The sequence below is a fragment of the Gaoshiqia hydrogeniformans genome, from assembly GCF_049347105.1.
GTDB classification, from domain to species: domain Bacteria; phylum Bacteroidota; class Bacteroidia; order Bacteroidales; family Prolixibacteraceae; genus Gaoshiqia; species Gaoshiqia hydrogeniformans.
The window spans coordinates 3938059-3961203 of record NZ_CP186334.1 but is presented as its reverse complement, the minus strand read 5'-3'; the positions used below and the strand labels follow the sequence as shown (position 1 = coordinate 3961203).

General features: G+C 44.5%; 17 protein-coding genes. 14 read left to right on the top strand and 3 right to left on the bottom strand.

The genetic code is table 11. From position 1 onward, the window contains the following. The first annotated feature begins 13 nt into the window (after positions 1-13). Together ACOIT5_RS15665 and ACOIT5_RS15660 are read left to right on the top strand one after the other, a co-directional pair. Entirely contained in the window at positions 14-1792 is a 1779-nt protein-coding gene (locus ACOIT5_RS15665; protein WP_423127099.1) for a chloride channel protein, read from the top strand. 12 nt (positions 1793-1804) lie between these two features. Beyond that, positions 1805-3571: a chloride channel protein gene (locus ACOIT5_RS15660; RefSeq protein WP_423127098.1), complete on the top strand. Its 1767-nt coding sequence runs from the start codon at positions 1805-1807 to the stop codon at positions 3569-3571. 10 nt (positions 3572-3581) lie between these two features. Here ACOIT5_RS15660 and ACOIT5_RS15655 read toward each other — a convergent pair whose 3' ends face one another. Together ACOIT5_RS15655 and ACOIT5_RS15650 are read right to left on the bottom strand one after the other, a co-directional pair. Then, positions 3582-3974, bottom strand: coding sequence for a hypothetical protein (locus ACOIT5_RS15655; RefSeq protein ID WP_423127097.1), 393 nt, complete (start codon positions 3972-3974; stop codon positions 3582-3584). A 115-nt stretch (positions 3975-4089) separates the two neighbouring features. Next, positions 4090-4563, bottom strand: a complete 474-nt coding sequence (locus tag ACOIT5_RS15650; RefSeq protein ID WP_423127096.1) for an aminoacyl-tRNA deacylase — start codon at positions 4561-4563, stop codon at positions 4090-4092. Positions 4564-4849: 286 nt separating this feature from the next. On the opposite strand from ACOIT5_RS15650, the gene glyA reads away from it, so the two are divergent. Continuing rightward, entirely contained in the window at positions 4850-6130 is a 1281-nt protein-coding gene (gene glyA, locus ACOIT5_RS15645; protein WP_423127095.1) for a serine hydroxymethyltransferase, read from the top strand. A gap of 126 nt (positions 6131-6256) precedes the next feature. On the opposite strand, the gene ACOIT5_RS15640 is transcribed toward glyA, so the two are convergent. Then, positions 6257-7453: a serine hydrolase domain-containing protein gene (locus ACOIT5_RS15640; RefSeq protein WP_423127094.1), complete on the bottom strand. Its 1197-nt coding sequence runs from the start codon at positions 7451-7453 to the stop codon at positions 6257-6259. 214 nt (positions 7454-7667) lie between these two features. Between ACOIT5_RS15640 and ACOIT5_RS15635 the strand changes: the two genes are divergently transcribed. The 11 genes from ACOIT5_RS15635 to ACOIT5_RS15585 all read left to right on the top strand — a co-directional run bounded on the left by ACOIT5_RS15635 (position 7668) and on the right by ACOIT5_RS15585 (position 23103). Then, a complete protein-coding gene (locus ACOIT5_RS15635) occupies positions 7668-8255 on the top strand; it encodes a TetR/AcrR family transcriptional regulator (RefSeq protein WP_423127093.1) in 588 nt (195 codons plus the stop codon). A gap of 157 nt (positions 8256-8412) precedes the next feature. After that, positions 8413-9453 carry an efflux RND transporter periplasmic adaptor subunit gene (locus tag ACOIT5_RS15630; protein ID WP_423127092.1) on the top strand — a complete coding sequence of 347 codons (1041 nt, stop codon included), beginning with the start codon at positions 8413-8415 and terminating at the stop codon, positions 9451-9453. Positions 9454-9549: 96 nt separating this feature from the next. Continuing rightward, positions 9550-12642, top strand: a complete 3093-nt coding sequence (locus ACOIT5_RS15625; RefSeq protein ID WP_423127091.1) for an efflux RND transporter permease subunit — start codon at positions 9550-9552, stop codon at positions 12640-12642. 10 nt (positions 12643-12652) lie between these two features. Next, positions 12653-14011, top strand: coding sequence for a TolC family protein (locus ACOIT5_RS15620; protein WP_423127090.1), 1359 nt, complete (start codon positions 12653-12655; stop codon positions 14009-14011). 13 nt (positions 14012-14024) lie between these two features. Next, positions 14025-14228: a winged helix-turn-helix domain-containing protein gene (locus tag ACOIT5_RS15615; RefSeq protein ID WP_423127088.1), complete on the top strand. Its 204-nt coding sequence runs from the start codon at positions 14025-14027 to the stop codon at positions 14226-14228. A 57-nt stretch (positions 14229-14285) separates the two neighbouring features. Next, positions 14286-16790 carry a glycogen/starch/alpha-glucan phosphorylase gene (locus ACOIT5_RS15610; RefSeq protein WP_423127087.1) on the top strand — a complete coding sequence of 835 codons (2505 nt, stop codon included), beginning with the start codon at positions 14286-14288 and terminating at the stop codon, positions 16788-16790. A gap of 280 nt (positions 16791-17070) precedes the next feature. Continuing rightward, positions 17071-19296 carry a patatin-like phospholipase family protein gene (locus tag ACOIT5_RS15605; protein WP_423127086.1) on the top strand — a complete coding sequence of 742 codons (2226 nt, stop codon included), beginning with the start codon at positions 17071-17073 and terminating at the stop codon, positions 19294-19296. Between the two features lie 58 nt (positions 19297-19354). Next, complete coding sequence (locus ACOIT5_RS15600) at positions 19355-20050, top strand: DNA-binding domain-containing protein (protein WP_423127085.1); 696 nt, start codon at positions 19355-19357, stop codon at positions 20048-20050. 137 nt (positions 20051-20187) lie between these two features. Further along, positions 20188-20817 (top strand): TetR/AcrR family transcriptional regulator, encoded by a 630-nt coding sequence (locus ACOIT5_RS15595; protein WP_423127084.1) that lies wholly within the window; start codon positions 20188-20190, stop codon positions 20815-20817. A 79-nt stretch (positions 20818-20896) separates the two neighbouring features. Continuing rightward, positions 20897-22417 (top strand): ArnT family glycosyltransferase, encoded by a 1521-nt coding sequence (locus ACOIT5_RS15590; RefSeq protein ID WP_423127083.1) that lies wholly within the window; start codon positions 20897-20899, stop codon positions 22415-22417. Between the two features lie 98 nt (positions 22418-22515). After that, the gene (locus ACOIT5_RS15585) at positions 22516-23103 is read left to right on the top strand and encodes a TetR/AcrR family transcriptional regulator (RefSeq protein ID WP_423127081.1); all 588 of its coding nucleotides are present in this window, start codon (positions 22516-22518) and stop codon (positions 23101-23103) included. Positions 23104-23145: the final 42 nt, after the last annotated feature.

Here is a 23145-nt window from a genome sequence, read left to right as displayed (position 1 = left end):
AACTTTAAGGTAAATGAAACGAAATTTACCATTTATTGTCCGTTTTCACCGTTGGCGTTTACGACATCTCAGCGAACGTAAGCTCATCGTTTTGCTCAGCATCGTGATCGGCGTCGTTGTCGGTATCCTGGCAACCATCATTAAAAACTCGGTTTGGCTTACCCGGTCGGTTATTTATAAAATTATCGATCAGGAAGTCCACAACTACATTTACGTGATACTTCCGTCGATCGGTATTTTCTTCACCGTGTTTATTGTCCGTTTTATCATCCGCAGTCCGGTAAGGCCGGGAATTCCGAATGTATTGCACAGCATCTCGCGCCGGCGCGGGGAGCTGAGCAGGCATAATCTTTTTTCGTCGGTTGTTACCAGTGCAGTTACGGTTGGTTTTGGAGGTTCTGTTGGGTTGGAAGGGCCAACAGTGGCTACGGGAGCAGCTTATGGCTCGTGGTTGTCGCGTGTGTTCCGGCTGAATTACAAACACACCATCCTGTTGCTGGCCTGTGCTTCGGCGGCGGCGATGGCCGCGATTTTTAAGGCGCCTATTGCCGCCATTGTTTTTGCTGTTGAAGTGATCATGATCGAACTGACCACATTTTCGCTGGTACCTTTATTGCTGGCCTCATCCTCGGCCGTGGTTACGTCCTATTTCTTCATGGGACACGATGTGCTTTACCCGTTTAAAGTTGAAAATACCTTTGTCATTGCTGATCTGCCCTATTATATCCTGCTCGGGATTGTTGCCGGATTGGTATCGGCGTACTTCACCCGCATTTACATCTACATTTCTGCCAAATTTGAACAAATCGGCCATATTTGGAGCCGGTGGATCTTCGGCGGACTTCTGCTCGGGATCATCATTTTTGTCTTCCCCTCGCTTTACGGCGAAGGCTACGAATCCATCAATTCGTGCCTGGCAGGCGATGTTGGTTACCTGTTCAACAATTCTGTATTTTTTCATATGCAGGAAAACCTTTGGTGGGTATTCGCCATCATGATCGCGATTATTTTACTGAAAGTGATTGCAGCGGCTGTTACTTTCGGCGCCGGAGGCGTTGGGGGAATTTTTGCGCCCACCTTGTTTATTGGGGTGAACACCGGGATGTTATTTGCCCTGGCTGCCGACACATTTGGTATTCAGCAAATTGATAAAAATAATTTTGCACTCATCGGCATGTCGGGACTGATTGCCGGCGTGCTGCAGGCCCCTTTGACCGGCATTTTTCTGGTTGCCGACATTTCCGGAGGCTACCAGCTCTTTGTTCCGCTGATGATTACAGCTACCTTCTCGTATGTAACGGTTAAAGCTTTTGCCCCCAGGTCGGTATATCATTTTCAGCTTGCAAACCGGAAAGAGCTGATGACGCACGATAAAGACAAAAATGTGCTCCAGATGATGGAAGTAAGAAAACTGATCGAAACTGATTTTGTCAGCTTGTCGCCGGAGGCAACTTTGCGCGATTTAACCGAAGCCATCGCGAAGGCACACCGCAACCTGTTCCCGATCGTCGATCAGGAAGGTTATCTGAAAGGCATGGTGAAAATGGATGATATCCGTCACCTGATCTTTAAAAGCGAGTTATACGACCAGGTCCGGGTGAGTGACTTGATGTATCCGCCCGAACATTATATTTCGACCGAAGATTCGATGGAACAGGTGGTGGAAAAATTTGAAAGTACAGGGAGGTATAATTTGGCGGTAATCGATTCTGGAAAATATATCGGGTTTATATCCAGGGCCCGTGTGTTTTCATCGTACCGGAAAACAATGAGTTACTTCTCGCATGAATAATATCAATTGATCATGGCAAGGTTTAAAAAAAGATTGAGAGTATTTCTGAAGAAAACAGCCGGCGAACATAAAATTTACTGGCTGAGTTTGGTTATCGGGTTGATTAGCGGAACAGCCGCTTTAATTCTGAAAAATCTGATCCATTTTGTCAGCGAAAGCCTGGTTGGCAACCTGAATATAACCGCCGAAAGTATTTTATTCTTCGCTTTTCCCGTAACCGGAATTTTAATTACCGTCCTGATCATCAAGTACTTTATTAAAGATGACTTAGGGCATGGCGTCACAAAAGTATTGGCAGCCATCAGTCTAAACAAGGGGAAACTGAAAGGTCATCATACCTTTTCGAGTATTATTACCAGTAGTTTTACCATCGGGTTTGGCGGATCAGTCGGAGCTGAAGCGCCTGTGGTGCTGACGGGCGCCGGAATTGGCTCCTACATCGGGCGTTTCTTTAAGTTGAGCTACCCCGAAACCATGTTGCTGCTGGGCTGCGGAGCCACGGGAGCCATCGCGGGTATTTTTAAAGCGCCTTTGGCCGGAATTATTTTCACACTCGAAGTGTTGATGCTCGATTTAACCATGGCCTCCCTGATTCCCTTGCTGATTTCAGGCATTACCGCTGCCGTGCTTGCCTATTATTTTATGGGCGACGCCCTCTTGTTTAAATTTCACCTGGTCAACACCTTCGATGCATCCAATATCCCGTTTTATCTGTTGCTGGGTATCTTTTCCGGTTTTGTTTCGTTGTATTTTACCCGGATGACCATGTATCTGGAGACTAAGTACAAAAAGATTAAAAACCAATTTTTTCGAATTGCCCTTTGCGGACTGATCCTGGGCTTGTTAATCTTTATTTTCCCTCCGCTCTGGGGCGAAGGATATACCTCTGTCAATAAAATATTTAACGGACTTGGCCCTGACTTACTGGATAATTCACTCTTTTTCAACCTGAAAGATGACCCCTGGTTTATCATTATCTTCCTGTTTTTGTTGATATTCTTTAAAGTATTGGCGATGACCGCAACCACCGCGGGTGGCGGAGTTGGCGGCATTTTTGCCCCCACCTTGTTTGTAGGGGCCATTGGCGGTTATTTTGTGGCCAGCTTCGCGAACCTGACCTTGGGAACAAACCTTCCGACTGATAATTTCGCGCTGGCCGGAATGGGAGCCATGATGGCCGGCGTCATGCACGCGCCTTTACTCGGCATCTTCCTGACTGCCGAAATTACCGGGGGCTACCAGTTGTTTTTCCCGCTGATTATTTCGGCCACCGCATCGTACCTCACCATTATGCGTTTTGAACCGTACTCGATCTATACCAAACGGCTGGCGCAAAAGGGTGAACTGGTCACACACCACAAAGATAAAGCAGCCCTGCATTTCATGGAGGTGGCCAAACTCATCGAAACTGACTTTGAAACCTTGCCTCCCAACGCGACCCTGGGCGACCTGACCCGGGTGATTGCCCGCTCAAAGCGAAATCTGTTTCCCGTTGTCGGGCCCGACGGGACCTTACATGGTATGGTGAAAATGGATGACATCCGCGAGATCATTTTTAAGCACGAGTTGTACGACAAGGTATACGTAAAGGACTTGATGTACATGCCCGAACATTATATCTCGCCTAAAGATTCCATGCACAAAGTGGCCGAAAAGTTTGAACGCAGCGGCCGTTTCAACTTAGCGGTGATTGACGACGGCAAATATGTCGGCTTTATATCGAGGGCACGTGTTTTCTCGAACTACCGCTATACCATGCGTTCCTTATCGCATGACTAAGCCGGAAATTTCAGCGGAAACTTTTCAGATAAACGGCATAAATAGCAACAAACAGTAGGGTAAAAATCAGATTGGCTGATGAGAATACGCTGGCTGACATCCGGAATAATGGCATCAGGATAATCGCAATCTGTGCTGTGAGGTATAAATAAAAACCGGTCCTCCTCCATTTCCACATGTATACAATGCCGGTAAGCGACAACAGGTACAACGCACCAAAAGCAGCGAAATACAAGGGGCTTAATGATTGTGTACTTTGCACATTGGTTAGTTGTTCAATTAGCACAATGGCCCGGGAGTAAAAAAGCGAAATACCCCAAAAGGTTAAAATCGCGATACTGTTTCCAACGGCGCTAAGGGTCAATGCAGCCACGAGCAACAACGGACGGTCCTGCTGTTTCATTTTCTTTATGTTTTACGGATGATCACAGCTTTCAAATTTCAACTAAATAAAAGAAACCTCCAAAATATCGGAGGTTTCTTTATAAAAAATTGTCGGACAAAAAAAGCGCCATCCGTTATGCGGTCCGGGCCGTTGAAAAACGCAGGACAAGCGGTTTTACCAGGCGTTCAAAATCAGCATAAGCCATCCGGATCAACTCCACATGCGTCCCGGCGTTGAATGCTATTTCTTCATCTTCGGCCAGGCTCTCAGCCACATAGACTTCCATATCGTACAGGTTTCCAAACGGAGGCATAGCCCCCACCTCGCACTCCGGAAACAGGTGTTTAAACTCCATTTCGTTGGCAATTTCAACTTTCTTTGCACCCGTGGTTTCTTTGAGTAGCCTGAGATTAATGAGATACGAGGCCGGTAACACAGCCATCGCCATTCTTCCATCGAGCTTTACCATGACTGTTTTGGCCAGTTCTTTGCCCGGAATGTGGGTTGTTGCAGCAATCCGTTGGGCATTGTATGCCAGTGAGTGGCGAATGGTAATATACTCAATGTTGTTTTTGTCGAGAAAATCTTTCAGTTTTTTAATCGGCATGACAGATTATTTTTCGGTATCCAATATCAGATGTTTCAAACATCGCGTATTTCAATTAACTGCTGCCTGCCCGTGACGGGCCCTGGTTTCGGCACACCTGTTAACTGGTATGGTAGAGGATGATCTAATTTACAAAAATTGATGATGGAAAGCAATAAATTTCAGGGAGGCTTATTTCATCTCCGTGACGTTTTTCGGTTAAAAAAATTCACTTATTGTTGATTTCTATTCCTTCCGATCCCTGACAAAAAATTTTACCTTTGCGCTTTAATTTGATATCTATAAAATGAAAAGAGATCAACTTGTATTCGACATTATTGAAAAAGAACGTCAACGTCAGCTAAGCGGAATTGAATTGATCGCGTCAGAAAATTTTGTCAGCGAACAGGTCATGGAAGCGATGGGGTCAGTGATGACCAACAAATATGCCGAAGGTTATCCGGGAAAACGCTACTACGGCGGTTGTCAGTGCGTCGACATGACCGAACAACTGGCCATCGACCGGTTGAAGGAACTATTTGATGCTGAATATGCCAATGTTCAACCACACTCGGGTGCACAGGCCAATGCGGCGGTATTAAGCGTTATCCTGAATCCCGGAGACAAATTCCTCGGGCTTGATCTTTCGCACGGCGGCCACTTGTCTCACGGTTCACCGGTAAATTCATCGGGTATTTTGTACCAACCGGTTGCCTACCATGTAAAAGAAGACACCGGCCTGGTGGATTATGACGAAATGGAAGTTTTGGCCAAAGAACACAAGCCCAAACTGATTATCGGCGGCGCTTCGGCCTATTCGCGCGAATGGGACTATGCCCGGATGCGTAAAATTGCCGACGAGGTGGGCGCAATGCTGATGATCGACATGGCTCACCCGGCCGGGTTAATTGCTGCAGGACTGCTTGAAAATCCGGTAAAACATGCCCACATTGTCACCTCAACAACACATAAAACACTGCGCGGCCCACGCGGGGGCATCATCCTGATGGGAAAAGACTTTGAAAATCCGTTTGGTTATAAGACCCCCAAAGGTGAAACCAAAATGATGTCGGCCGTTATCGATTTTGCCGTATTCCCCGGACAGCAGGGCGGACCGCTGGAACATGTCATTGCATCGAAAGCCATTGCTTTTGGCGAAGCGCTCGACCCTTCGTATAAAGTTTATCAGGCCCAGGTGAAAAAGAACGCGGCTGTTATGGCACAGGCTTTTGTTGATAAAGGCTACAAAGTGATTTCCGGTGGAACCGATAATCACAGCATGTTGATTGATTTGCGCACCAAGTTCCCTGAATTAACCGGTAAGTCTGCCGAAAATGCGCTGGTAAAAGCCGATATTACCATCAACAAGAACATGGTCCCGTTTGACAGCCGATCGCCATTTACCACCTCAGGTCTGCGCGTTGGCACTCCGGCCATCACCACCCGTGGTTTAAAAGAAGACAAAATGCCGGTTATCGTTGATTTAATCGACGAGGTATTGGGCGATTACGAAAACGAAGAGCTGATCAAAGCGGTTAAAACAAAAGTGAACCTGCTGATGAAAGGTTTGCCCTTGTTTGCCTGGTAAGTTATTAACGACAAAACAATACGAAAGCACGCTGAATTCTCAGGGTGCTTTTTTATTACGGGCGTCTCTGCCATCATTCAAAAAAAGGCCCGGCAAAGAAAGCCAGGCCCTGAATTATTTTGAAGATTATTCTTCGTCGGTGTCGGTTGCCGGTGGAGTCTCCTCCGGTTTTGCCCGGGGATCAATCTTAGCCAGGAATTTCTCCGCAATCTGGGGAGCCGGTAAACTCCCGGTTTCGTCGGCGGTGTTGCTGCAAACACTCACCACCAGTTTTTGTTCGGGGTAAACCATCAGCATCGAACTTCCGCCAATGGTCGATCCCATTTGCATATAAATCATTCGGTTTTCCCGATCGGCAGTCACCCACCATCCGAATCCACGGTTGGTTTCAAAACCGTTTTTCAACACCAGCCTGGTAAAAAACAGGTCGAGCGACTCCTGCTTAAAAAAGCCTTCTTTCAATATCGCTTGTCCGGCCTTATTTAAATCATCGGCGGTAGATAAAAGCCCGAGCGAAGGAGCGCAGAACTGAAAATCGATACTGGGAGCATTGATCAACTGGGCAATATAATTCTGATAATAAGGCGCCGCACGGTTTTCAATAATCATCGAAGGATTATCAAAAAAAGTTTCTGTCAGACCGAGCGTATCCAATACCATGTCTTTCATCAGTTTGGAAAAACGGGTCTCCGTCACATCTTCGGCCAGGATGCCAAGCATCGAAATACCGTAATCGGATACGGCGTAATATTCGTCTGGGGGATAAACCAGCGAGTCGTTACTAAACAACTTAATATATTCTTTCAGGCTACCGGTGTCCTTAATCTTGATCAGGTTGGCCGGCGCATCTTCCGGGAACCCGGCCGAATAGGTACCCAGTTGCTTCAAGGTAAAGTCCCACTGTTTCTTCGGGTATTCCGGGATATAATCCCAAAAAGAGTCCGTCATCTTCAGCTTGCCTTCTTCCTGCAACCTGGCCATCAGAAAGGCGGTAAACATATGTGTCGTTCTACCAATGCGGTACTTGGTTTCCGGACCAGCCGGCACACGTAACTCTTTATTGGAAAGCCCCATACCTTCAGACCAGACTGTTTCGCCGTTAACCGAAACCGAAACCGACAAACCGGGCAGCGAAGAGGTAATCAGATAGACTTTCAAATCTTCGCGCCCTGCCAAAATCTCGTCTTTGTATTGAACATTTAAAACAATCCGGCTATTGGCTCTTTTTTTCGAGCAGGAAGAAAAACTCAATAATAATAAGACAAAAGGCAGGTAAGTTTTTACCAAAAGCATTTTGAATTTCAGTTGTTTTGTTTTCATCATTCTTGATCTAAAAAAGACATTTAATAAAATTTCTGATGCTATTTTGTGAATGCGGCTGCATTAACATCGCGGCTCCGAAAATAATAAAATCAGTCGGTTTGTCCGATAATAAGCCATTAAAAAATTATCGCTTAAAAAAAATCAGCAAAAAATTTGTACGCTAATTTGAAAATCGTTTATATTTGCTACCGGAAAACAATATTAGTCGAAAATTATGAATCCAGAGAAAGACGAAATCATCAAAAATGAAATCCTAATCCAGGCGCAAAAGTTATTTCAGCAATTCGGACTGAAAAAAACGACTATGGATGAAATTGCGGCAGCCTGCGGAAAAGCAAAAAGTACGATCTATTACTACTATAAGAGCAAAGAAGAAGTTTTCGAAGCGGTGATCCTACTCGAAATGGTTAACCTCCGGAAGTTTGTTAAGAATAAAGTGGAAGAGCATAAACGTCTGGAAGACAAGATCAGGACTTATGTTGTTGAATTTCACAAAGAAGTCATTAAGAAAGTCAACCTTTATCGCATTATTCGTCAAGATCACCTTGCAGAAAACAAGGCCCGCGGAATTTTCAATAGGATGGTCGATTACGAAAAATCATATATTATCAGAATACTGGAAGACGGCTATGATGCCGGCGAATACAGGGATATTGCAAGAGAAGACATTCCCTGGATTTCAGAGATCTTTTTAGCTGCATTTTACGGGACCGTAGAATACATCGTAGAGAAAGACGGGTATTTTGATGAAGAGAAACTTGTAAAAATCACGGATGTACTTGTTCCTAAGCTCTTCAGATAAATCACACCAACAACCTTTTATCTATGTTATTTTTGGAGAACAAGTGAATCTGTTTACTTAAACAACATCATACTTCGATACAAAAAACGGAGTATCTTTTTTTCACAAATTTTCGACTAAAAAACCTATTTAGTATTATAAACGAAGATCAGAAAACATGAAACAATTTATTTTTTTACTTATCGCGGCAGGTATCATCGGGAGTTGCAGTCCAAAAAATGTAACTCAACCTGAGAAGTCGCCGGAAACCGATGGTATTTTGGTAAAGCTGAATCAAACAGAAAAACAAAATGGCAAGCTCTCGCTCAATTACAGCGGAATAACCGAACCACGCCTAACGGTACCGCTCAGTTTCCAGCTTCCGGGAACGGTTGCCTGCGTATTGGTGAACGAAGGCGACCCGGTGCAAAAAGGCCAGTTGCTTGCCGAAATCGACCCAACAACTTACGAAAGCGCTTATCGGGCAGCTTTGGCAGCACAGATACAAGCGCAGGACGCTTACAACCGGCTAAAAAAAGTATACGATCATGGCAGTCTGCCCGAAATAAAATGGGAAGAAGTCAAGTCGCAACTCGAACAAGCAAAGGCCTCAGCAAGGATTGCCAAAAAAAACCTGGATAACTGCCGGCTTATTTCGCCCATAACCGGATTAACAGGAAGCCGCAACATCGAAACCGGGGAAACAGCTACCCCCGGGCTAACGGTTTTTCATGTTATTTCAGTAAACGAAATTTATGCGCGCATCTCTGCTCCCGAAAACGAGATCAACAAAATTGAAAAAGGACAGAAAGCAAAAATCACCTTCCCTGCTCTGGGCGAAAAAGCCTATGAGGCTGAAGTTGAAAAAATTGGAGTTGTCGCCAATACCATTTCCAAAACATTTGAGGTGAAAATGAATGTTAAAAATCAAAACGGGGAAATAAAACCGGGCATGGTCTGTAACGTTTCCTTACAGGCCGAACCCTCCTCCGGTCCGTCTGTTTTGGTGCCTGTCCCTGCCGTTTTGAAAGATGCGCTGGGTACAAACTTTGTATATGTCGTTGACCGGCAAACCCAAACCGCGACGAGGCGCGATGTACAAATATCGGGCATCATCAACAACCAGCTTTGCATCACGGCCGGACTTCATCCGGGCGAATGGTTTGTTGTTGAAGGTCAACACAAGTTATCCGGACATTCGAAGGTCAGAGTCAACTAACAACCTACAAGGACAGCGTCGAACAACAATCCCTGCAACCCATCTGTCTGTAACACTTCGGGTTGTTTGGCCTGTCCTTTTTTACATGAAAATAAGATGAACAAAAAAATAAACTTAGTGGAGGCTGCCATGAAATACCGGCAGATCATCCTGGCATTTGTCCTGTGCATGATGATTCTCGGAATCTTTGCGCTAAAAAACATGCCCCGACGCGAATATCCTGAATTTACCATCCGAAAAGGGGTTATCGTGGGTATTTACCCTGGCGCTACTTCTCTGGAAGTAGAAGAACAACTGACAACAGTCGTTGAAAATTACATTTTTGGCTACGAAGAAATCGATAAAGAAAAGACCCAGTCCAGTTCCAGTGAAGGCATGATGACCATTTTTGTGGAACTAAATGACAATGTACACGATGCAGACCGGTTCTGGTCGAAATTACGGCATGGACTGGAAGAATTGAAAATGCAACTGCCAACCGGGGTGCTTGCCCTGGTGGGGAACAACGATTTTGGCGACACCTCGGCCCTGCTGGTTACCATGTCGTCCGATAAAAAATCGTACCGCGAACTGGAAGAGGTATTGAAAAAACTCGAAGCCGACATCCGGAAAATCAATTCGGTCTCAAAGATCAAACGCTATGGTACTCAAAAAGAAGAGATCTATGTACATCTTCAGCAAGACAAGCTGAACGAATATCATATTGACCCAACCGTCATTTTTGCCTCGTTCAAATTACAGGAGTCGTTGAACTATTCGGGTTCGCTCGACAACGGTGAAATCATTCTTCCGGTACATATTCCTCCCCGGTTCAAAGCCGAAGACGACCTGATGGAGCAAATTATTTATTCGGACCCGCTGGGCAATATCATCCGGATGAAGGATGTTGCCCGCATCGAACGGAGATATGAAGATCCGGACAGTTATATCCGCAACAATGGCAACAGCGCCCTGCTGCTTTCGCTCGAAATGCAAAAAGGCAACAACATCGTCCAATTCGGGAACGACGTAAAAGAAACGCTGGCAAAATTCACCGATAAAACAACCGACGATGTAAAAATCAACATCATCTCCGATCTGCCCGAGGTGGTCGATCAATCCATCTCGCACTTTATGGTCGAATTTCTTATAGCCATTCTGGCAGTAATTATCGTCACCATGATTTTATTGCCTTTCCGCGTGGCAGCTGTGGCCGGCGTCACCATTCCGGTATCGATCCTGATCACGCTCGGCATCATGCAACTGGTAGGTATCCAACTACATATTGTTTCACTGGCGGGTTTGATCGTGGTATTGGGGATGGTGGTCGACAATGCCATTGTGGTGATCGACAATCACCTTGAAAAGCTTGATCAGCACGAAACTCCCTGGAACGCCGCGTGGAAAGCAGCCACCGAGCTATTCATCCCGGTGCTGTCGGCTACTGCCTCCATTATTGTGGCGTTCTTTCCCATGATGCTTTTCCTGACCGGAATGGCAGGCGATTTTGTAGGTTCCTTCCCGGTAACCATTGGCATTGCTTTGGGAGTTTCCATGATGGTGGCCATTTTACTGGTCCCGTTTATGTGTTACGTATTTATCAAAAAAGGATTACATCAACAAGCCACTGAAACCGGAAATGATAAAAAAAGTTTCCTTGACCGGGTTCAACAGGCTTACGACTCCATGCTGGACTGGACCTTCAGAAACGCAAAAAAGACACTGGCATTAGGAGCTTTGTCAATCGTTTTAGGCGTGTTAATCTTCATGAGCATTGACCAAAAACTATTTCCGGCTATGGAACGAAGCCAGTTTCCGGTTGAGGTCTATTTGCCTGAAGGTTCGTCCCTGAAAAAGACAGAGGCCGTGATTGACAGTTTGGAAAAGCTACTTTTAAAAGACGGCCGTGTAACCAATGTCGCCAGTTTCGTAGGCACCGGTTCTCCCCGCTTTAACGATTTATATGCCCCGCATATGCCGGCCAAAAACTACGGGCAACTCATGGTCAACACCGTCTCGAATGAAGCAACCATCGAAATATTGGATGAATACACGGAAAAATACAGCCATATTTTTCCCGAGGCAGTAGTCAAATGGAAACAACTGGCCCTGGAAGATTTTGAAGCGCCGATTGAAGTTCGCATTTCAGGCGACAAGCTGATTGATCTGAAGCAAGCAGCCGAAAAAGTAGAACAAACCCTCAAAGCCAATCCCAATATTACCTGGGTACGGAATGATTGGAGTGAAATGCGGCAGGGAATCAGCCTACAACTCGACCGGAACAAGGCTTCGCAACTGGGATATGCAAAAACACTGGTTGCCGCATCGTTAATGACTTCACTCGAAGGTCTTCCCGTAACAACCATCTGGGAAGGCGATTACCCGGTAAGCGTCGTGTTATTGAAAGAAGAAGATCAGCGCGACAACATCGACGATCTGGAGAATCATTATGTATCGTCTCCCCTGACGATGGAATCACTGCCGCTCCGTTCAATTGCCACTTTACAGCCTGAATGGACCGAAGGGAGCATTGCCCGGAGAAACGGAGTGCGTACCATCACCGTGAAAGCCGATATTCAGCGCGATCACATCCCGTCTGTTGTTCTTAAAACGATAAAGCCCAAAATCGACCAATTAAACATACCTGCGGGCCTTTCGCTGGAATACGGTGGCGACGATGAAGCAACCATCGAAAACATGATACCGCTTACTTACTCTCTGGCTACCAGTGTCTTAATTATCTTTTTCATCCTGATCATCCAATTTAAAACAACCCGGCGGGCCTTACTGATCATGTCGACCATGCTGATGAGTATTTTGGGCGCGGCCCTGGGTTTGAAACTTACCGGCTATCCGTTTGGGATGACTTCCTTCATCGGCCTCATGGGCTTGGCCGGTATTGTGGTACGCAACGGCATTATCCTGATCGATTATGCGATGCAACTGGTAACTCACGAAGGCTATACCTATAAAGAGGCAGCCATAGCCGCCGGGAAACGGCGCATGCGACCTATCTTTCTGACAGCCATGGCGGCGGCAATGGGTGTTGTCCCCATGATTATCAGCCGCTCTCCGCTTTGGGGCCCGCTGGGGGCGGTTATTTGCTTTGGGTTGATTGTAGGCATGGTGCTCACGCTGATGATCCTCCCGGTACTGTATTGGAAAGTTTCGGGAAACGGACCTGAAAGGGAAGAACTTGCATCCGTTTAATTTACTCAACATGAAAACAAAAATGAAACAATATCTTTTGCTTTTGCTGCTCGCGGTGCCGGGAGCCATGCCGGTATCAGCCCAAACATTAACGCTCGATTCGTGTAAAGTTTATGCCATCGAAAACAATAAACGGCTGAAAGAAGCCCGGATGAAGATCAATGAATCGGAAGAAATCAAAAAGAATGCCTTCACCAATTTCTTTCCGAAAGTGAACGCCCAGGCAATCACGTTTCAGGCCAACGATTATTTGATTGATATTAATACCCCGGAAATGAATTTACCGGTGTACGACGGCAACCCGGCTAATTTGTCCTCGGCGACACAATACGCCTATGTTCCGGGGCTGGAATTGAAAGCGCTGGATTATATGAACGTGGGGATGCTCACCGCCACACAACCGGTTTATGCCGGCGGTCGTATTCGCTCGGGTTATAAACTGGCCACATTGGGCAAAGAGGTAAGCGAAGAAACGCTTAACCTCAGTACACGCGATGTTGTGGTGAAAACCGAAGAATATTACTGGTCGCTGGTTTCGTTACAGGCAAAAAGAAAAACGCTCGAAAGCTATAAAACCTTACTCAATAGCTTATTAAAAGATGTCCGGGTGTCATTCGACGCCGGGTTGGCTCAAAAAAGCGATTTACTGAAAATTCAACTCAAAATAAACGAAACAAATGCCAACCAGCTAAAACTGGAAAACGGGATATCGTTGGTAAAAATGGCCTTATGCCAGCACATTGGACTGGAATATTCGGAAAACATCAGTTTACAGGATACTGCCTTTAGCGTTGTCGTACCTGAAATGTTGTACCTGTCGCCTGCAACTGCCCTCACGAACCGAAGCGAATACCAACTGCTGAACAAGGCCATTGATGCGGAAATCTTGCAAAAACGCCTGGCCCGCGGCGAGTTTTTACCCCAACTGGCCGTTGGCATGCAAGGCCAGTACCTCGATTTTGCTGATAAAAGCAGCACCTACGGAATTGCCTTTGCAAGCTTATCCATCCCGATTTCCGACTGGTGGGGAGGTTCGCACAAGTTAAGGGAGCACGAAATTAAAATTGATGTAGCCAGGAACAAGCTGAACGAGAAATCGGAATTAATGGAACTGCAAATGGAGAAGGCCTACAAAGAACTGACCGAGAGCTATCAGCAGATCAGCGTGGCCCAATCGCTGGCCGAACAGGCACGCGAACACCTCCAGGTAATCACTGACAACTACGAAGCCGGCATCCTCTCAACCTCAGATTTACTCGAAGCGCAAGCCATCTTCCAGGAATCGCAGGACGGACTGATCGATGCCAAAAGCGCCTATCAAATCAGGCAGGTGTATTACAAACAGGCCATTGCCCAAACGGTTTATTAAATCTTAAAAAGCCATGATAAAAACAGACATCGGTATAAATGCCGGACGAATCTGGCAATACCTCGACCAAAAAGGAGAAAGCAAACTAGCTGACATTAAAAAAGATCTGATGCTAAAAAGCGCCGAGGCCCGAATGGCTCTAGGCTGGCTGGCCCGCGAAAACAAAATCTTCTTTTACGGCGACGACGACGATATGAGGATCATCCTGTTATACTGATATCCTGTATATCAACGACTACCGGTTAAAGAAATGAGTCAATTAAACATGAGAATTATGAGAACAAGAAATCAATATCCTGTTGCCGCCAATACTTCCGGCGCTTCACCAACTATCAACAACGTGCGTACCGGACTGGATATGAATTCATTGAAAGCAGCTTTTACAGAAATCTTATTTTATCAGCAAGGCAGGAACCCCGATAATGCTTCGATAAATGACATATACCTGGCTGTTTCGTACGCCGTTCGCGACCGGATTAAACTACGTGAATTAACAACGATGGATGCGGTGTTTCGGAATACAAATGTCCGGTTGGTAAGCTATTTCTCGGCTGAGTTTCTTATTGGCCCGCAATTGGGAATTAATCTTATCGACCTGGATATTTATGAAGAAACGAAACAAGCCGTTGAAGAGCTTGGGTTTGATTTTGAAAAAGTTATCGCTCAAGAGGCAGAACCTGGACTCGGAAACGGAGGTTTGGGACGGTTGGCTGCTTGTTTTCTTGATTCAATGGCATCAATGGGAATCCCGGCTATTGGATACGGAATCCAATACGAATTTGGAATTTTCGATCAGGAAATTGTTAACGGTTGGCAGGTTGAAAAAACAGATAAGTGGCTTCAGAAGGGCAATCCCTGGTCAATTTCCCGGCCGGAGCTTTCAGTGGTAGTCAATTTTGGAGGTTATACAGAACCATATATCGATACGGATGGACTGACACGCTACAGATGGATTCCTGACTACCTGGTAAAAGGAATACCGAACGACATTCCGGTAATGGGATATAAGGCCTCGTCGTGCAACTTTCTCAGGCTTTGGAGCTCGGAAGCAGTAGAAACGTTCGATTTTTCCTCATTCAACAAAGGGGACTACTATAAGGCCGTGGAAAACAATATAAAGTCTGAGAATATTAGCAAGGTATTGTATCCAAACGATGAGATGATTGATGGCAAAAAGCTACGTTTGAAGCAGCAATATTTTTTTGTGTCCTGCTCAATTCAGGACATGATGCGGATGCATCTTTTATATGGCGGATGCCCTCAAAATTTTTACGAAAGGTTTGCGATTCAACTTAATGATACACATCCGGCGGTTGCAATAGCTGAACTTATGAGGCTATTGCTTGATGAATATAAATTGGATTGGGATACTGCATGGACTACCACTTGTAAAACGTTTAGCTATACAAATCATACCTTACTCCCTGAAGCCATGGAAAAGTGGCAGATTAGTCTTTTAAATTATTTAATCCCCCGTTTGTTGGACATTATTTACGAAATCAACTTTTGGTTTCTTCAGGCAGTTAATGAAGCTTTTCCCGGAGACACAGAAAAGCTAAAGAGATTATCAATTATCGACGAAACGGGAGAACGCTATGTTCGCATGGTAAATCTTGCCTGTGCAGGTAGTTATGCCATTAACGGTGTCGCTGCTTTGCATAGCGAACTATTAAAAAGGCAAATGTTACCTGATTGGGTAGATATGTACCCCAAGCGTTTTCATAATGTTACCAATGGAGTTTCCCCTCGTAGATTTATGATTTTATGTAATCAAGACTTATGCAGGTTGATAACTGATTCAACAGGAAGTAAATGGACGTCTGAACTGGATGAACTGCGAAAGTTGGAACCATTGTCCAATGACCCGGCGTTTATTGAGAATTTTAAAATGGTAAAACTTGAAAACAAAAAGAAGTTAGCAAGGATTATCCGTGAAAAAACAAATATCATGGTAGACCCTTCGTCCTTATTTGATGTTCAGGTAAAACGTATCCACGAATACAAGCGGCAGCACTTGAATATATTACATATTTTAACCCTTTATTTGCGCATAAAACGTTATTCAAATGTCGATGTGGCTCCCCGGACATTTATATTCGGGGGCAAAGCTGCACCCGGATATTATATGGCAAAGCTGATCGTCAAACTGATCAATTCAGTTGGCAGAATGATAAATAGGGACCCGGAAGTAAAAGACCGGCTAAAAGTTGTTTTCTATCCTAACTTCAATGTTGGTAATGCACAAAATATTTATCCCGCAACTGACCTGTCGGAGCAAATATCAACAGCCGGGAAAGAAGCGAGTGGAACAAGCAATATGAAGTTTGCGATGAACGGGGCCCTGACCATTGGAACGCTTGACGGCGCCAACATTGAAATCAGAAGAGAAGTGGGAGAAGAAAATTTTTTTCATTTTGGCCTGACTGCCGATCAGGTAGAAGAAGTAAAACAGAACGGATACAGCCCATACGATCTGTTTGCCCACAATGAAGAGTTAAGTGAGGTAATAAGCCTTATAAGTTCAGGACTGCTTTCCGACGGAGATACCGGTTTATTTAAACCAATTGTTGATGATCTTTTGTGGCACGACCCTTACCTGCTCCTGGCAGATTATCCGTCATATGTCGCCTGCCAGGAACAGGTATCCCGAACATGGACAAATGTCCCCGAATGGAATAGAAAAGCAATACTAAATATAGCCCGGGTTGGAAAATTTTCCAGCGACCGGGCAATCCAGGAGTATTGTGAAAAGATATGGAGCGTAAAGCCTCTGAAATAGAAGTGTTCTTATAGAATCCTTCTCCTGTTACTGGCAATCGGAGTGTTTTTGTTAATCTTCAATACATTGTAAGTTATTTTATCGACTCGGAAGAAGAACTAAAAACCCTGGTCGATTTTTTAAACACAGACGATTACTTGCATGAAACCATTGAAAATAATAAGCCTGATGAATGGCCTTAACGTGATTACTCAAACCACCGTATTTGCCCGGAAAATAAGTATGAAATCAGTGACCTGTTCAGATCACAAAGGACCTTGCCAAGCAGAAAAAGTAAATTATGCGTTTAGAATTGATTAACAAACAGCTTTCTTTTCAGTTGTTATTACTGATATTAGCCCTGCCAGTATCAAAAACAACACAGGCTCAATCAGCCTCTGATCTGGCTTCTTATCCTAAAGTTGCAGTGGTTTTAAGCGGCGGTGGGGCCAAAGGATTTGCCCATGTCGGAGTGCTGAAAGTACTGGAGGAAGAAGGAATTCCCATTGATATCATCGTGGGTACCAGTATCGGTAGTTTGATTGGCGGGTTTTATTCAATCGGATATAGTGCCGATGAGATCCAAAAAATTATTGAAAAGCAAGATTGGGAAGCCATTTTGTCGGACGATGTTCCCCGTCTGTGTTTGTCCGAAAATGATAAGGTTCTCAGCCAGCGGTACCTGTTTTCACTCCCGTATAGTGACGAAAAAAAATTAAGCCTCCCGATGGGGATGATCAAAGGACAAAACGTGATGAACCTGTTTTGTGGGTTAGCAGGAAATGTTCCCGCAGATGCCGATTTCACCAAATTACCTGTTTCGTTTGCCTGCGTGGCAGCAAACCTTGAAACTGGCAGGGAAGTGGTTATGAAGAATGGTTTTTTACCTTCTGCCATGTACTCAAGCATGGCCATTCCCGGGGCTTTTGGACCATCCAAAAGAGATGGGATGATCCTTGTTGACGGAGGAGTTGTAAATAATTTCCCTGTCGATGTGGCCAAAGAAATGGGAGCTGATATTATTATCGGTGTTGATATAAGGGGTGGTTTTTACACCCGGGATGAAATTAAATCAATGGGCAAAATCCTTGGTCAAATGATCAATTTTCTGGGAATGGAAAAAGATGCTGCCAATAGCGGCATTTGTGATTTAATCATTCGTCCCGACATTGCCGGCTACTCCGTGTCAAGCTTTACCGGTGAAGCTGCAGATACCCTGTTCCTGCGTGGGAAAAAAGCTGCCGGGCTGGTACGGGACCAACTGAGTGAAATGAAAGAAAAATATCAACTAAAGCCCAGGGAAAAATCAAGAGCGTTTATTGCTCCTGAAGAGTGGGAAATCAACGACCTGAATTTGACAGGGGCCAAACAGATGAACGAATCGTTTCTTCTGAAAAGGTTCAATTTGCCGGTCCCGGGAAGTTATTCCTATGAAGAAATCAAAGATGCAATTGACCGTCTTTACGGTTACGGAGGTTTTGATAAGATCTATTTCACGCTTAATGAACACGCGAGTGGCGGAAAAACCCTGGAGTTAACTATCACTACAGAGAAAGAGTTTTCCATGAATATTGGGTTCAAGGTCAATACAACCGACGCGGCAGCCTTACTTTTAAACCTAACCAGAAAAAACTACTCGAATACATTGGGACTTTTATCTGCCAGCGTTGAATTGTCGGCTAACCCGGGTTTTAGCCTGATGGCTGAAACAAACAAAAATGACTTCCCGGCACTGGGAACGGAAATCAAGGGCAAATACCAGAATTATGACATTTACGAAAAAGGCGATAAATTGATGAATGCAGATTTATTTTATGCTTCAGGATCAATTTACCTGTACCAGTCTTTTCTAAGATGGTATCATATCGGATTCGGTTTACAGGAGGAATATTTTAACGGAGATGTTTTTACTAAGGGCAACACCTTTTCGCCTGTTTCATCAGCCCAAATAGACCGGTTTAACACAAATGTTTACTCCTATTTTTCAGTAGACAATATGGATAACTTTTATTTTCCGGTAAAGGGGACAAACCTGTATGCCGAATTCTCGTTGAATGCTGATTTTAAAAACGAAAATGTTAATTCCGCCCTTCTTTTTAAAATGAAGAATGTAATCCCCTTGTGGCATAACACGGTACTTTTATGCAATCTGTATGGCCGTGCCCTGTTTAGCCCGGAATATCTTATGGTAAAAACCACCTTCATTGGCGGAGACTCCTACTCGCAGTACTTTAGCTATCACCTCCCTTTTTACGGACTACCCCCGGTGGTTGTAGCCGATCGTTATTCGGCCATCGGCTTGCTGGGGCTTCGGTTAAAGCTTCCCAAATCTCAGTATGTTTCGTTCATGTTCAACCTGTTGCAGCAGGGAAGTTCACCTGCCGACTGGGCCGAAGCAAATACGGTATATGGTGGTGGCATCAAGTATTCGGTGAAAACAATGATCGGCCCGATGGACATTGGAATGGGTTATTCCAATTTAAGCGATGAACTAAGTTTTTCAGCGAACCTGGGATATTGGTTTTAGCTGTTTTGAATTATTAAGCAAGTCACTTTCAATTATAAACCATAAATATTAGAGCCTTATGAAAATCAAGTATTATTTAATCGACAATCCGATGACCGAAGACCCGAACGACTACCGCGCCCAGGTTACCGGCTACGAAGCGGTAACAGAGAACGAAATATTTGAGTATATGACCCGCAAAGGTTCGGGTATTACAACCGCCGAAGCCAAGGCAAATTATCAGGAATTCATCGAAACGCATGAGTATTTCCTCAAGCAAGGCTACGGAATCAATACGGAGTTTATCAATGCCCGGCCTGTCATCCAGGGCGTATTCCGCGACAAAAGCGATGTGTTTGACTCTTCGCGGCACCAGGTTAAGTTTAACGTGAAGCTTGGCAAATATTACAACCAGACCGCGAAGGACATAAAAATTGAGAAAGTAGTGCCGGTAAGCAACAATCCCCAGCCCGAAGAATTTGAAGATGTTACCTCCGGTACAGTTAATGAAATTCTCACTCCCGGACGGACAGCCGTACTAACCGGATTGCGTCTTAAGTTTAACGTGGATGATCACGAACAGGGCATTTTTTTCGTTGCTGCCAACAATACGGTCAACCGGGTAAATAAAATCATTACCATGACCAACTCGCAGGTGGTGTTCATCATCCCTGCCGAACTTGCCTCCGGGGAATATACCCTGGAGGTACACGCACTGCCAAAAGGAAATAAAACGGTGAAAAAGGGTTTATTGAAAGACAAGTTGACGGTTTAATCCGCTTGCTGTTCCCTTATTCCGGCGGACTGCATTCCGCCGGAATAACAGACTGTAGTCCGCAGATACCGTGGACTATCGTCCGCGATATCGATAACTGAAGTGTATTGAAAATACAAAAACAAAAACACCAAATCATGATAACTATTATGGAAACAGCCCGGTTCAGGATCGTTAACACGGCAACGAGGCTTTTTCTCCGGTATGGATTCAAAAACGTAACGATAGATGACATCGCCTGCGAAGGACATCTGTCAAAAAAAACAATTTACCAACATTTTCCTGATAAAGAACAAATTATCTCGGCAGTACTTCAGGAACTGGAACTAAAGGCAAAAAAACAATTAGACCGTGTTCTTTTTGAGTCGGAAAACCCCATTGAAGCGTTCATTCATATGTATAATTACATATTCCTGCAACAATTCAACCAGAAGAATACCATCTTTCAGAGCTTAAAAAAATACTACCCGATCCAACACAGTCTTTTCTGTTATACAATCGAGAAACTGGTTCATGAAAAAACAGGCGAACAACTGAAAAAAGGGATCGATGAAGGGATCTTTATTCCACTATCAGACATCGAACCTTTTTGTCACCTTTTGTACCATGTTTCATATTATATTACTAATAATAAATCGGTTTTACAGGAACACAATATCGATCAGGCAGTTCTGGTTAAGAACCTGATCTATTATTCGCTATGGTCTGTTGTCACCCTTCCTGGCATGTTACTGCTGGAAAAAACAGATGAAAATCATCCGGCTTGATACCGGCCGGAGGTGAACCGACAAGTGGTTTGCCTGCGATCGGTTTAGCTTATCTTTTTATTCACATAGAAAACACATAATGACAGAAAAACGGTTAAAAATAAATGATCTGCAAATCCTGACCGGTATCAACATACTCCTGCTGATTTTCCGTATTTTATGGGTCCTTTACGGGAATATCCATTTAAACAGCGACGAAGCGCAGTACTGGCTTTGGTCCAGACAGCCCGACCTCTCCTATTACTCGAAACCACCGATGATCGCCTATGCAAATTATCTTTCAACCTGGCTATTGGGAGATACCGAAATCGGCATCCGGATCAATGCCATTCTTATCGGGTTCATGCTGCCAATCATCCAGTATAAACTTGTCATGAACCTTTTCAACGATAAAAAAACGGCATTCTGGTCGGTAATCATCCTGTTTTCTATGCCTCACTACCATTATTTGTCGATGATTTTTACTACCGACAGTTTAGTCTATTTGTTTTGGTCGCTCGCCATACTCCTTAGTTGGAAAGCCATGCAGAGTAATCAATGGAAATATTGGATTTTATCTGGTATTACCCTTGGCCTGGGCATCATAAGCAAATACACCATGCTCATCTGGGTACCATCGTTTGTTTTAATTGGCTGGACGGAGAACAGGAACCTGCTAAAAATGTCGCGCTTTTACACGTCGTTACTGATCGCCTTTATCATTTGCATCCCTGTTTTATACTGGAACTTATCGCAGGATTTTGTGGGAGTGAAACATATTTTGGGTTTAATGGGCGCTTACAAGCCGCCCGTACCTTTACCGCGTTCTGTTGGAAAAATGTTTATATACGTGGCAGGGCAACTGGCTTGTCTTTCTCCCTTTTATATTCCGGCGCTGATTTTAATTTTCAGAAAATGGAAAAACAAAGAGTTGAACAACGATCTGAAACCGCTTAACTTTTTATTGATTCCGATCATTCTGGTTTGGGGTTTGTTCTTTATCCTGTCATTTAAGAAGAACTACATGAACTGGACCTTCTTCGCCTTTACATCAATCCCCGTGCTGATCGCCTATTCCGTTGTCCGTTTTTTCAATTCAAAGAAACGGATTATGCCAACCGTACTGACAAGTTTAATTGTTTCCCTGCTTTTGTTTCCACAGCTTTTCGACCTGACGGGCCTGAAATCGTTGTACCCTCCGCACATAGACCTGTACCATAAACAAACCGGCTGGAAAGAACTGGGCGGGCATGTATCGAAAATATGGGAAGGAACCGGAACAGACAGCACATTCATATTCAGCGACAACTATCACATCTCTGCCGAGCTGGCTTTTTATGTCGACAATCAGCCTCAAACCTATTGTATAAATGACGGACGGCGTATGAACCAGTTCGACCTGTGGCCCGGTATCGAACAATTTTCGGGGAAAGGTTTTGGGGCCATTTATGTTAGTTTCAATCCGATTCCGGATTGGCTTGAGCAATCATTCCAAAAAACAAAGCTGGTAAAAATACAGAGCCGGTTATACCGGGAGTGCGAAATAAAGTCCCCGTTCTTTATTTATCAATTGAGCGGATTTAAAAATTTTAACACGACAACTGAACCATCCGGCTACTAAGGGTTAAATCTGTATTTGTTAATTCTACTTTAAATCCATCATATATCAGATATCAACATCTTATTAATTTCGACCGATCGGTCTATTTTTGTATCGTTATGAACAAAGCAGAACGAACAAGGCAGTTTATCATTGAAAAGGCGGCTCCGATCATCAACCAGAAAGGGATGGCCGGCACCTCGCTCAGCGATATCATGGAGGCCACCGGGCTGGCCAAAGGCTGTCTTTACGGCAATTTTAAAAATAAAGATGAGATTTGCCTCGAAGCGTTCAACTACCTCGTAACAAAATATGCCGCTGATCTGGACCATCTGCTTGGAAATTACCCAAGCGCCACGGAAAAGCTTTTTGCCTATCTCGACTTTTACCGGAAAGGCAAATTCAGGGAGGAGCACGGAGGTTGCCCGATACTTAATTTCGGAGCAGAAGCCGACGATACCAACCCGGTCGTCAAAGAGCGGGTAAAGCAAGCAATTCAGTCGTCTCAACAAAATTTGAAGAATATGCTGACACTGGGAATTGCCCGGGGCGAATTTCACCCCGACCTGGATGCCGGCAACTTATCCCTGAAATTTTACGCCATGCTCGAAGGCGCCGTGCTCATCAGCCGGATTTCAACCAATAACACCGAAATGGAACAAATTACAGACCTGATAAAAGAAGAGATTAATTCGTATCGTTTATAAATTTTTTTAACCAGAATTAGACCGATCGGTCTAATTCGAAAC